Raw genomic sequence first — 12,018 nt, 5'->3', positions numbered from 1 at the left:
ATGGGTACGGTGAGAAACGCACGCGTCAACCAGGGCGGCCCCAAGTGCGCCGGTATCGTGGGCCTGGGCCTCATCGGCGGCAGCTTTGCCCGCGGCTATGCGCAGGCGGGCGTCCGCGTGCTGGCCTGGGACCCCGACGATGACGTCATGACGGCCGCCAGCATGGGCACCGTCGCCGGCGAGCTCAACGACGAGACGCTCGGCGAGTGCGACATCATCGTGCTGGCCTGTTACCCCGAGGCCTGCATCGAGTGGCTCGAGGCGCACGCCCAAGCGCTCGCCGACGCCACCGATACCGAGGCCATCATGGGGCCCGTGGTGATTGACACCGTGGGCGTGAAGGGCATCGTATGCGAGCGTGCCTTTGAGCTCGCCCGCGAGCACGGTTTTTACTTTGTGGGCGCTCACCCCATGGCAGGCACCCAGTTCTCGGGCTACGCCCACTCCCGTGCCGACCTGTTCCAGGACGCCCCGCTGGTGCTCGTACCGCCCGCGGTGGACGACGCCCTTAAGCTCGAGCTTTTAGGCCAGGTGCGCGAAATGGTGCGCCCCCTGGGCTTTGGCAAGTTCAGCGTGACCAGCGCTGCCGAGCACGACCGCGTCATCGCCTTTACGAGCCAGCTCGCGCACGTCGTCTCAAACGCCTACGTCAAAAGCCCGACCGCCCAGGTTCACCACGGTTTTTCGGCCGGTAGCTACCGCGACCTTACCCGCGTGGCGCACCTCAACCCCCAGATGTGGTCGGAGCTCATGATCGACGACGCCGACGCGCTCGCCTTCGAGATTGACCATCTGATCGAGGCACTCGGAGCCTACAGCCGAGCGCTCAAAGACCGCGACCAGCGCTATCTGGAGAACCTCCTTGCCGAGGGCGACCGCATTAAGCGCGCGCTCGACGACGAGGCCTCCCGCTAGATCATCCACCACGCCAGGTCGAAAGGACCGAAGCTTATGGCGATTACCATCGATATCGACACCGCACGCCCCTACCAGGTGCACGTCGGCACTTTTTTGCTGGAGCAGGCGGGCCCGCTCGTCCGCGCCACCGCAGGCGGCACCAAAGCCGTCATCGTTACGGACACCAACGTGGGCCCGCTCTACCAGATGCCCGTTAAGCAGAGCCTGGAGGCTGCGGGCTATGAGGTGAGTATCTGCACCTTCGAGGCCGGCGAGGCCCATAAGCGCGCCGAAACCTATGTTGCCATTTTGGAGTTTGTGGCCGAGCACGAGCTTTCGCGCTCCGACGTTATCGTGGCGCTCGGCGGCGGCGTCGTGGGCGACGTGACGGGCTTTGTGGCCGCCACCTACATGCGCGGCTGCAAGTTTGTGCAGATCCCGACGAGCCTGCTCGCCATGGTGGATTCGTCGGTGGGTGGCAAGACCGCCATCGACCTGGCTGCCGGCAAGAACCTGGCCGGCGCCTTTTGGCAGCCGAATGTGGTTATCGCCGACGTGGGGTGCCTGGCCACCCTCACGCCCGAGCAGTTCGCCGACGGCTGTGGCGAGGTCGTCAAGCACGCCGTGATCGCCGACCCAGAGCTTTTCGCCGAGCTGGAGAAGACCCCGCTCACGCTGGAGCTGCTCAACCGCGATGTGGCCCGCGTAGCGCTCATCATCGCCCGCAATATCGACATCAAGCGCGCCGTGGTCGTCGCCGACGAGCGCGAGACCAACCAGCGCAAGCTCCTCAACTTTGGACACAGCGCCGGACACGCCGTCGAGGCCTGCGAGCACTTTGAGCTCGGACACGGCAACTGCGTTTCGATCGGCATGGGTATCATCACGCGCGCCGCGGCCCTGCACGGCGTTTGCGATGCTGCACTGCCCGGTCGTATTGAGGAGCTCTGCGCCCGCCATGGCCTCAAGACCCGCTGCGACCAAGATGCCGACGCCATCTTTGCCGAGGCGCTGCACGACAAAAAACGTGCCGGTGACACTATCGACCTGGTGATTCCGCACGGCATTGGCCGCTGCAGCATCGACCGCACGCCGCTTTCCACTTTCCATGAACTCATTGCCGAGGGCCTCGGCCAGAAGGGAGACGCATCCGCATGCTAGCCCGCATCACCCCGTCCCCGCTCAAGGGCACCGTTCCCGCCATCGCGTCCAAGTCGATGGCGCATCGCCTCATCATCTGCGCTGCGCTTGCCAACGGCGAGACGCACGTTACCTGTAACACCACCTGCGCCGACATCGAGGCCACGGTGCGTTGTCTTACGGCCCTGGGTGCTCGCATCGAGACCGTCGAGGACGGCTTCCAAGTACACCCCACCATGAAGAGTGTTGAGTTTGGCCTGCTCAAGGCCCTTGCCGGCGGAACGCTCGACTGCGGCGAAAGCGGCTCCACGCTCCGCTTTATGTTGCCCGTCGCCTGCGCGATGGGCGCAGAGGCCACCTTTGTGGGCCAGGGTCGTCTGGGCGCACGCCCGCTCTCCCCGCTCTCGGACGAGATCATCGCCGCCGGCTGCGACCTACAGGGTCTGGGTGGTTTTCCGCTCAAGACAAGCGGACGCATGCGCCCGGGCACCTTTGTGCTGCCGGGCAATGTGAGCTCGCAGTACATCTCGGGCCTGCTGCTGGCGGCCCCGTTGCTCGCCCAGCCCTCCTGTGTGCAGGTGACCGGCCTCATTGAGAGCCGCCCCTACATCAACCTGACGATCCAGGCCATGAAGGCCTTTGGCGTTGAGGTCAACGTCGAGCGCATTCCCGCCAAGGACGGTCAGCCCGAGGTCACGAACTTCCGCGTGAGCAGTGGCTCGTACCGCACGCCCGGCAGCGTGGCCGTCGAGGGCGACTGGTCCAACGCCGCCTTTTGGTTGTGCGCTGGCGCCATCGGCACCGACCCCATCACCGTGGAGGGCGTGTCGCTGAGCTCCGCGCAGGGCGACCGCAACGTGCTTGCCGCGCTTTCGCGCTTTGGCGCCCGCATCGTGCGCTCCACCAACGCCGCCACCGTGCAGTCCGACAAGCTCGCCGGCTTTGAGATGAGCGCCCACGACATCCCCGACCTGGTGCCCGTTATCTCGGCCGTGGCCTCGCTGGCTCAGGGCCGCACGTTCATCCGCGATTGCGCCCGTCTGCGTATCAAGGAATCCGACCGCCTGGCCACCACCACCCGCGAGCTCACCGCGCTGGGCGCGCAGGTGCGCATTGCCGGCGATGACCTCATCATTAAGGGTGTCGATGCCTTTACCGGCGGCGAGGTCGATTCGCACAACGACCACCGCATCGCCATGATGGCCGCCATCGCCGCGAGCCGCGCCACCGGCGAGGTCGTGATCCACGGCGCCGAGGCCGTCAACAAGTCCTATCCCGATTTCTTCGACCACTACCGCCTGCTGGGCGGCAAAGTCACACTCGAGGAGGAATAGCATGTCCTCGACCTTTGGCAACGTCTTGCACTTAAGCATCTTCGGCCAATCGCACTCCCCCGCTATCGGCTGCTCGCTCGATGGCATCCCGGCGGGCATCGCCGTGGACCAGGAGGAGCTGCAGGCCTTCCTCGACCGTCGCGCCCCCGGTCGCGACGAGACCGCGACCAAACGCCGCGAGGCCGACGCCGCCCACATCATCGCCGGTGTTGTCGATGGACATACCACCGGCGCGCCCATTGCCGCGATTATCGAGAACACCAACACGCGCTCCAATGATTACTCCGAGCTGCGCTGCAAGCCCCGTCCCGGACATGCGGACTTCCCCGCGCGCGTGAAGTATCACAACATGCACGATGTTGCTGGTGGCGGGCATTTTTCCGGCCGCCTAACGGCACCCTTATGCATCGCCGGCGGCATTGCGCTACAGGCACTCGAGGCCCGCGGCATTCAGGTCATGGCGCACGTCGCGCAGATCGGCGGCATCTCCGACCTGCCGATGGACGATATGGTCTATCGAGAGGCCGACCGCAAGGCGATCCTTACGAACGATCTGCCGTGCATTGACGCCGCCGCAGCCGGCCGCATGCGCGAGGAGATCCTGGCCGCGCGCGACGAACTCGACAGCATCGGCGGCATCGTGGAGTGCGGCATTTACGGGCTTCCCGCGGGCATCGGTGACCCCATGTTCGACGGCATCGAGAACCGCATCGCGCAAATCGCGTTTGGCATTCCCGCCGTAAAGGGCGTGGAGTTTGGCATGGGCTTTGCCGTGGCCGCCATGCGCGGCAGCGAGAACAACGACCCGTATCGCATCGACGCCGAGACCGGCGGGATTGCGGTCGAGTCCAACAATGCCGGCGGCATCCTGGGCGGCATCTCCACCGGCGCACCCGTCATGTGGCGCATGGCCGTAAAGCCGACGCCCTCCATTGGCCGCGAGCAGCAGACGGTGGACATGGACGCTATGGAAAATGCCGAGCTCTCGGTGCACGGCCGTCACGACCCCTGCATCGTCCCGCGCGCCGTCCCCGTTGCCGAAGCAGCCGCTGCCCTCGCGATTTGGGACGCCCTCCTAGAGGACGCCGCCCAGCTCTAACCCGACTCACCTGGGTTGCCTGCCAACTCAGCCGTTACGTGAAAGGGGCCTCCATGGACCTTGCTGACATCCGCCAGGCCATCGATGGCATCGACACCACGCTCCTCAACAGCTTTGTCGAGCGCATGGACATTGCCACCGAGGTAGCCAAGTCAAAAATCGAGATGGGCAAGGCCGTCTTCGACCCCGCCCGTGAGCGCTCCAAGCTCAACAACCTTGCCAGCCGCGCGCCCGAGCGCTACGAGGCGCAGACCATCACCCTGTTCCGTCTCCTCATGAGCATGAGCAAGGCCGAGCAGCAGCGCTACATCAACGAGCTCAAGGGCATCACCGTCTCGCAAAAGGCCCACGCCACGGCTGCAGTCTCCGACACGGCCTTCCCTCAAACGGCCACCGTTGCCTGCCAGGGCGTGGAGGGTGCCTATAGCCAGATCGCCGCGTGCAAACTCTTCGACGTGCCCGACATCGCGTTTTTCGAGACCTTCGAAGGCGTTATGCGCGCTGTGCGCGACGGCTTCTGCGAGTTTGGCGTGCTGCCCATCGAGAACTCCACCGCCGGCTCGGTCAACGCCGTCTACGACCTGCTCGCCCAGTTCGACTTCCACATCGTGCGCTCGCTTCGCCTCAAGATCGACCACAACTTGCTCGTCAAGCCCGGCACCAAGCTCGCCGACGTGCGCGAGGTCTACAGCCACGGCCAAGCCATTGCCCAGTGTGCCGGCTTTATCGAGTCCCACGACCTACACGCCACCAAGTACCCCAACACCGCCATGTCGGCCGAGATGGTCGCCAACTCCGGGCGCACCGATGTTGCCGCCATCGCATCGCGCAGCTGCGCTACACTCTATGGCCTGGAGGTGCTGGAGTCCAACATCCAGGACTCGGACAACAACTACACGCGCTTTGTCGTCATCAGCCGCGAGCCACGCGTCTATCCCGGTGCCAACCGCACCTCGCTCATGATCACCACGGCCAACGAGCCGGGCGCCCTCTATCGCGTGCTCGAGCGCTTCTACGCACTCAATATCAACCTCATCAAGCTCGAGAGCCGCCCCATCCCCGGTCGCGACTTTGAGTTTATGTTCTACTTTGACCTGGACTGTCCCTTTGGCAGCAAGGCCCTCGACGACCTGCTCGATTCGATCGACGACGTGTGCGAGAGCTTCACCTACTTTGGCAGCTACACGGAGGTGCTCTAGATGACCGATACTGCCGCAACCCGCCCCTACGGCGTGCTAGGCCGCGTACTGGGCCACAGCTACACCCCGACCATCTACAAAGAACTCGCGGGGCTCGACTACGTGCGATTTGAGCGCGAGCCCGAGGACCTCGCGGCCTTTATGACCGGCGACGAATGGGAGGGCACCAACGTGACCATCCCCTACAAGCGCGCCGTCATGGACTACCTGGACGAACTGAGCCCGCTCGCCGAGCGCATGGGCAACATCAACACCATCACGCGCCTGCCCGACGGCCGCCTGCGCGGCGACAATACTGACTATTTCGGTTTTCAGTGCCTGGTCGAGGAGCTGGGGGTTGAGGTTACCGGCAAGAAGGTTCTCGTGCTCGGAGCCACCGGCGGCGCCGGCACCACGGCAAGTGTGGTGCTGGGAGATCTGGGCGCCATCGTTGTGCCCGTGGGCCGCACGAGCGAGGTCAACTACGGCAACATCGCGCAGCAATCCGACGCCGCCCTGCTCGTCAACTGCACGCCTGCCGGCATGTTCCCCCACTGCCCCGATGCGCCCTGTACGCTCGAAGGGCTCGATGCGCTCGAGGGCGTCATCGACATTGTCTACAACCCCGCCCGCACGGGCCTGATGCTCGAGGCCGAGCGCCGCGGTATCCCCTGCATCGGCGGTCTGCTGATGCTCGTGGCCCAAGCGGCACAGGCCGTCGAGCGCTACACCGGCCAAGTCACCCCGCGCGAGCGCATCCTGGACGTAACGGAGCGCCTGTCGCGCCATGAGCAGAACATCGCCCTGATTGGCATGCCGGGCTCGGGCAAGACCCGCGTGGGCGAGCAGATCGCTCAGCTCACGGGCCGCGAGCACATCGACCTGGATCGCGCGCTTGAGGAGCGTCTAGGCATGCCCTGCGCCGACTATATCGTCGAGCGCGGCGAGGCGACCTTCCGCGAGCAGGAGACGGCGGCACTGGCCGACATCTCCAAGCGCAGCGGCCTGGTGCTCTCCACCGGTGGCGGCGTGGTCACACGCGACGAGAACTATCCGCTGCTGCACCAGAACAGCCAGATCGTGATGCTCAACCGCAAGCTCGAAGAGCTCGCCCACAAGGGCCGCCCCATCACCGCGCGCGACGGCATCGACAAGCTGGCCGAGCAGCGTATGCCGCGCTACCGCGCCTGGGCCGACTACATCATCGACTCACGCGACTGCGCCGCCAACACCGCCCAGGCCCTCCTCGACACCCTCCCACCCGCTCTCTAACCAAAACCACCACAAAGGGGACAGGCACCTTTGTGGTGGTTTTCCAACCGCAAAGGAAGCAACCATGAAAGCACTCGTCATCAACGGCCCCAACCTCAACATGCTCGGCATTCGCGAGCCGGGCATCTATGGCAGCGACAACTACGACCGCTTAGTGCAGATCTGCCAGGAAGCGGGCGCCGCACAGGGCTTTGACGAGGTCGATGTCTTCCAGTCTAACCACGAGGGCAGCATCGTCGACAAGATCCAGGAGGCCTACGGCAAGGTCGACGGCATCGTCATCAACCCGGCCGCCTACACGCACACAAGCGTGGCCATCTTGGATGCCCTCAAAGCCGTCGCCATCCCGGCTGTGGAGGTCCACATTAGCGCCGTCGAGACCCGCGAAGACTTCCGCCAGGTGAGCTACGCCCGTCTGGCCTGCTTCGCCACCATCACCGGCGAAGGCCTCCAGGGCTACGCCCACGCGCTGGAGCTGCTGAGGGAGCATCTCGAAAAGTAAAATGCCAACCCCAACAAACAGCAGCGGCTTGCTCGCGCTCGGCTCCAGCAGCACACAAGATGAAAAAAGCCCAGACCACCAAGCGGTCTGGGCTTAATAAACGATGGTGCTCCATGGCGGATTCGAACCGTCGACCTTGGGATTAGAAGTCCCCTGCTCTATCCAACTGAGCTAATGGAGCAAATAACCGCACGCCCAAGCAAGCGCAAGCCTGTCAAGCGCAAGTAATTATAACCTAGTTGAACTGCTCGCGGTACGCCTTGCAGACCTCATCGACCGGGCCGTCCATGCGAAGGTCACCCTTCTCAATCCAAACGGCACGCTGGCAGATGCGCTCAACCTGCTCCATAGAGTGCGAAACGAACAGAACCGTCACGTCGCCGCTCTGGATAAAGTGCTGGATGCGGGCCTCGCACTTCTGCTGGAAGAACACATCACCGACGGACAGCGTCTCGTCAACGATCAGAATATCGGGCTCGGTAATCGTCGCGATTGCAAAGGCGATACGCGCCACCATGCCCGAGGAGAAGTTCTTAAGCGGCATATCGACAAAGTTCTGCAGCTCAGCGAACTCGATAATGCCGTCAAAGTTGGCGTCGATGAACTCCTTGGTATAGCCGAGCAGGGCGCCGTTCAGATAGATGTTCTCGCGGGCGGTCAGCTCGGGGTCAAAGCCGGCGCCAAGCTCAATCAGCGGCGCGATGTTACCGTGCACCTTAACGCTGCCCTCGCTAGGCTCAAGAACGCCAGCGATAATCTTGAGCATCGTAGACTTGCCGGAGCCATTGGTGCCGACCAGACCCACAACCTCGCCGCGATGAATATCAAACGAGATGTGTTTAAGCGCCCTAAACTCCTCAAAGAACAGCTCGTGCTTGGCAAGCTTAATGAAGTACTCCTTGAGGTTGGTCAGCGACTCGGACGCCATGTTAAAGATCATGGTGACGTCGTCGACCTCGACAGCCAGAGGCTGCTCGCTGTAATCAACAACAGATTCAGTCATCACAGCACTCCTTAGATGTAGAGGATAAATTTGCGCTCGGACTTATGGAACACGGTATAGCCAATAATAAGCGCAAGAACCGCCCAAGCGACGCACATACCAAACGTCATAAGCGAGGGCGTAGTCTGGAACAGGAAGATATCGCGCATAAACTGCAGGTAGTTGAACATGGGGTTCGCATACATCAAGATACGCACGAGATGCGGCATTTGCGCAATATAGTCAGTCGTCCAGAAGATGGGCGTAATGTAAGTCCACGCCGTAATGACGACGCTCCACAGATGCATAACGTCGCGGAAGAAGACCGTAAGGGCAGAGAGCATCATGCCCAGGCCCATGCAGAAGCACATAAGCAGCAGCAGGCAAACCGGCAACAGAATCAGGTGCCAAGAAGGCATAACGCGGAACCACAGCATGACGATGGCGACGGCGACCAGCGAGAAGGCAAAGTTGACCAGCGAGAAGAGCACCTTCTGCACCGGGAAAACCCAGCGGTGCACCTTAACCTTCTTGAGCAGAGGGGCAGCGCCCACGATCGACGTCAGGGCCTGGTTAGTAGACTCAGACATGACGGCAAAGGTGATGTTACCCACGATCAAGTACAGCGGGTACATCTCGGGCGTCATTGAGCCATTGCGGCCCTGGCCAAAAATCGTCGAGAACACGATGGCCATGACGATCATCATCAGCAGCGGGTTGAGCACCGACCATGCGACGCCCAGAACGCTACGGCGATACTTGATCTTAAAATCCTTGGTAACCAGCTGACGAAGGATAAACGCGTCCTTCTCAAATTCGTTCTTAGCAAACGTCGCAGGCAGACTGCGAGTTTCTTGTTGCTTTGTCTGATCCGACACGGATGCAACTCCTTTACTCGTAATCGTTGACAAACGAACAGTATAGACCCGACGGCCATGCAAACGATTCGCGCAACAAAACTGGAGAACTAACCCACATCTTAGGATGCCAGGCCCAAACGGCTATACTTTCTAGGATTGAATGTATAAGGAGCATTAAGTGAATTCTGAATCCATCGCCGTCATCATCCCTTGCTACAACGAAGCGCTCACGATCGGCAAAGTCATCGACGACTTTCACCGCGAGCTTCCGCAGGCGACGGTCTATGTCTATGACAACAACTCGTCGGACGATACCTCACGCATTGCCACCGAGCACGGCGCCACAGTCCGCTTTGAGCCCCGTCAGGGAAAGGGCAACGTGTGCCGCCAGATGTTTCGCGATATCGACGCCGATTGCTACCTGATGGTCGACGGAGACGACACCTACCCCGCCGAGGCGGCCAAGGCCCTCTGCGAGCCCATCCTTAACGGCACGGCCGACATGACCGTAGGCGATCGCCTTTCCAACGGCACCTACGCCGAGGAGAACAAGCGTGCCTTCCACGGCTTTGGCAATAATCTGGTCCGCGCCATGATCAAGTGGATCTATGGCTACAGCTTCGATGACGTCATGACAGGCTACCGCGCCATGAGCCGCCCGTTCGTTAAAACCTTCCCAGTGCTTTCCGAGGGCTTTCAGATCGAAACCGAGCTCTCGATCCACGCCGTCGACCACCGCTGGCGCATCAAAGATGTGCCCATCGAGTACCGCGACCGTCCCGAGGGTTCCGAGTCCAAACTCAACACCGTGAGCGACGGCATTAAAGTCGTTGCGATGATCGGCACGCTGTTCAAGGACTACCGCCCGCTGAAGTTCTTCAGCCTCGTTGCGCTTCTGTTCGCGGTATTCGGCCTCGCCCTGGGCATGCCCATCGTTGTCGAATATTTCCAGACCGGCCTCGTCCCGCGCTTCCCCACCGCTATGCTCGCCGCCTCGTTTATGTTCCTGTGCGGCCTGAGCCTTGCGACCGGCTTCATCCTAGATTCTGTAGCAAAGGTCGAAAAAAAGCAGTGGGAGGTCAACGTGTACAGCAAATACGCCTACGACGACCAGCCCGGCCACCCTACTTCCATGCCAAGCGAGAGGTAGATCTTCCGCAAAATACTATTGGCACCACTGCGCAGATAGCCACCAACAAGAAAAGCCGCCGTTAAAGAACGGCGGCTTTTACTCTCGAAAAGTTAATAGCGGCTAGAGCGTCTTGATGTACTCCCCCAGCTCTTCCTCCCAGTCGGGCATGTGGAACCCGACCGACTCGAGCTTGGACAGGTCGAGCGCGGAGTGGACCGGGCGCGGTGCGACGGGGCCGGCGGCATTCGCGTAGTAGTCGGCAGTCGACACCGGCACGACCCTCTCGCCGTTGCCGTTGGCTGCCCCGAAGACGGCACGGGCGATGTCCGCCCAGGACTTGACGGCGCCGGAGCCGGTGCAGTCGTAGGTGCCGTAGGGGGCGTGCGTCCCCAGCACGTGGAAGATGGCCTCGGCCATGTCGCGCGTGAAGGTCAGGCGTCCCAGCTGGTCGTCCACGACCGTGATCTTGTCCAGCTTGTCCTCGGGGTCGGCGACGCGGTCGGACAGGCCCTTCATGGTCTTGACGAAGTTGTGTCCCTCGCCGATGACCCAGCTGGAGCGCATGATGTAGTGGCGGGGGCACCCCGCCACGGCGATGTCGCCGGCGGCCTTGGTCTGGCCGTAGACGGAAAGCGGGCTGATGGGCTCCTCCTCGGTGTGCACCTCCGCGGTGCCGTCGAAGACGTAGTCGGAGGACACGTGGACCAGGGTGATCCCGTGCCCGGCGCAGGTCCGGGCGAGAAGGGCGGGGCCGGTCGCGTTGGCCTTCCAGGCGGTCACGCGGCCCTCGGGGGTCTCGGCCCTGTCCACCGCCGTGTAGGCGCCGCAGTTGATGACGGTGCCGTAGAGCGACCAGTCGTACTGCGCGTAGGCGTCCGGGTCGGACATGTCGAAGGTGTCGATGTCGCAGAAGTCGAAGTCCTTCGCCACGCCGCGCTCCTCGGCGAGCGCGCGCACCGCGCGGCCCAGCTGGCCGTCGCAGCCGGTGACGAGGGTGCGCCTGGGCGCCATCGGGACGACGTCCCTGAGCATCGGGTGGTTGAGGTCGGCCTCGGAGACGGTGGCCTCGGCCAGCGGGATGGGCCACTCGATGGCGAGCTCGGGGTCGGCGAGGTTCACGAAGGTGTAGGTCCTCTTCAGCTCGAGGGACCAGTGGGCGTCCACCAGGTAGGTGTAGGCGGTGCCGTCCTCGAGTGCCTGGAAGGAGTTGCCCACGCCGCGCGGGACGTAGATGGCCCTGCTCGGGTCGAGCACGGTCGTGTAGGCCTTCCCGTAGGTGGCGCTGCCCTCGCGCAGGTCGACCCAGGCACCGAAGACCGAGCCGCGGGCCACGGAGATGAACTTGTCCCAGGGCTCCGCGTGGATGCCGCGGGTGACGCCGCGGCTGTCGTTGTAGGAGATGTTGTTCTGGACGACCCTGAGGTCCGGGATGCCCAGGGCGCACATCTTGGCGCGCTGCCAGTTCTCCTTGAACCAGCCGCGCGAGTCGCCGTGGACGGCCAGGTCGACGACCTTCAGGCCCCCGATGCCGGTCTCGGTGACGGCGAGGTCCTTCTCGAATGCGATGTCTGCCATGTGGGAAAAGCTCCTATCGAAGAGGTTGGATAACCGGGGGCGCCCGC

11 protein-coding genes and 1 tRNA gene are annotated in these 12,018 nt (G+C 62.9%); 8 read left to right on the top strand and 4 right to left on the bottom strand.

The window, feature by feature from the left end; genetic code table 11:
• The 7 genes from AB5202_RS06000 to aroQ all read left to right on the top strand — a co-directional run bounded on the left by AB5202_RS06000 (position 1) and on the right by aroQ (position 7,422).
• Positions 1-915: a prephenate dehydrogenase gene (locus AB5202_RS06000; RefSeq protein ID WP_195234023.1), complete on the top strand. Its 915-nt coding sequence runs from the start codon at positions 1-3 to the stop codon at positions 913-915.
• 36 nt (positions 916-951) lie between these two features.
• Positions 952-2,058 (top strand): 3-dehydroquinate synthase, encoded by a 1,107-nt coding sequence (gene aroB, locus AB5202_RS05995; RefSeq protein WP_368143875.1) that lies wholly within the window; start codon positions 952-954, stop codon positions 2,056-2,058.
• A complete protein-coding gene (gene aroA / locus AB5202_RS05990; protein ID WP_368143876.1) occupies positions 2,052-3,371 on the top strand; it encodes a 3-phosphoshikimate 1-carboxyvinyltransferase in 1,320 nt (439 codons plus the stop codon). Before aroB ends, aroA begins: the two co-directional genes overlap by 7 nt.
• 1 nt (position 3,372) lies before the next feature.
• Entirely contained in the window at positions 3,373-4,470 is a 1,098-nt protein-coding gene (aroC, locus tag AB5202_RS05985; RefSeq protein ID WP_368143877.1) for a chorismate synthase, read from the top strand.
• 53 nt (positions 4,471-4,523) lie between these two features.
• Complete coding sequence (gene pheA, locus AB5202_RS05980; RefSeq protein WP_368143878.1) at positions 4,524-5,669, top strand: prephenate dehydratase; 1,146 nt, start codon at positions 4,524-4,526, stop codon at positions 5,667-5,669.
• Positions 5,670-6,920: a shikimate kinase gene (locus tag AB5202_RS05975; RefSeq protein WP_368143879.1), complete on the top strand. Its 1,251-nt coding sequence runs from the start codon at positions 5,670-5,672 to the stop codon at positions 6,918-6,920.
• Between the two features lie 64 nt (positions 6,921-6,984).
• On the top strand, positions 6,985-7,422 hold the full coding sequence (gene aroQ, locus AB5202_RS05970) for a type II 3-dehydroquinate dehydratase (protein ID WP_271757798.1): 438 nt from the start codon (positions 6,985-6,987) through the stop codon (positions 7,420-7,422).
• A gap of 104 nt (positions 7,423-7,526) precedes the next feature.
• Here aroQ and AB5202_RS05965 read toward each other — a convergent pair.
• The 3 genes from AB5202_RS05965 to AB5202_RS05955 form a co-directional block, all read right to left on the bottom strand.
• Positions 7,527-7,603, bottom strand: a tRNA-Arg gene (locus AB5202_RS05965).
• A gap of 54 nt (positions 7,604-7,657) precedes the next feature.
• A complete protein-coding gene (locus tag AB5202_RS05960; RefSeq protein ID WP_006236046.1) occupies positions 7,658-8,425 on the bottom strand; it encodes an ABC transporter ATP-binding protein in 768 nt (255 codons plus the stop codon).
• An 11-nt stretch (positions 8,426-8,436) separates the two neighbouring features.
• Positions 8,437-9,282, bottom strand: coding sequence for an ABC transporter permease (locus AB5202_RS05955; protein WP_022094778.1), 846 nt, complete (start codon positions 9,280-9,282; stop codon positions 8,437-8,439).
• Between the two features lie 160 nt (positions 9,283-9,442).
• Between AB5202_RS05955 and AB5202_RS05950 the strand changes: the two genes are divergently transcribed.
• Positions 9,443-10,414: a glycosyltransferase family 2 protein gene (locus AB5202_RS05950; RefSeq protein ID WP_052044190.1), complete on the top strand. Its 972-nt coding sequence runs from the start codon at positions 9,443-9,445 to the stop codon at positions 10,412-10,414.
• A gap of 102 nt (positions 10,415-10,516) precedes the next feature.
• Here the strand turns inward: AB5202_RS05950 and AB5202_RS05945 are convergent, their stop codons facing one another.
• Positions 10,517-11,971, bottom strand: a complete 1,455-nt coding sequence (locus AB5202_RS05945; RefSeq protein ID WP_368143880.1) for a sugar nucleotide-binding protein — start codon at positions 11,969-11,971, stop codon at positions 10,517-10,519.
• Positions 11,972-12,018 lie beyond the last annotated feature (47 nt).

This window comes from Collinsella aerofaciens (genome assembly GCF_040915545.1).
Taxonomy (GTDB): domain Bacteria; phylum Actinomycetota; class Coriobacteriia; order Coriobacteriales; family Coriobacteriaceae; genus Collinsella; species Collinsella aerofaciens_BE.
Note: the sequence above shows the minus strand (reverse complement) of the source record. Positions and strands in the feature narration are given on the sequence as shown.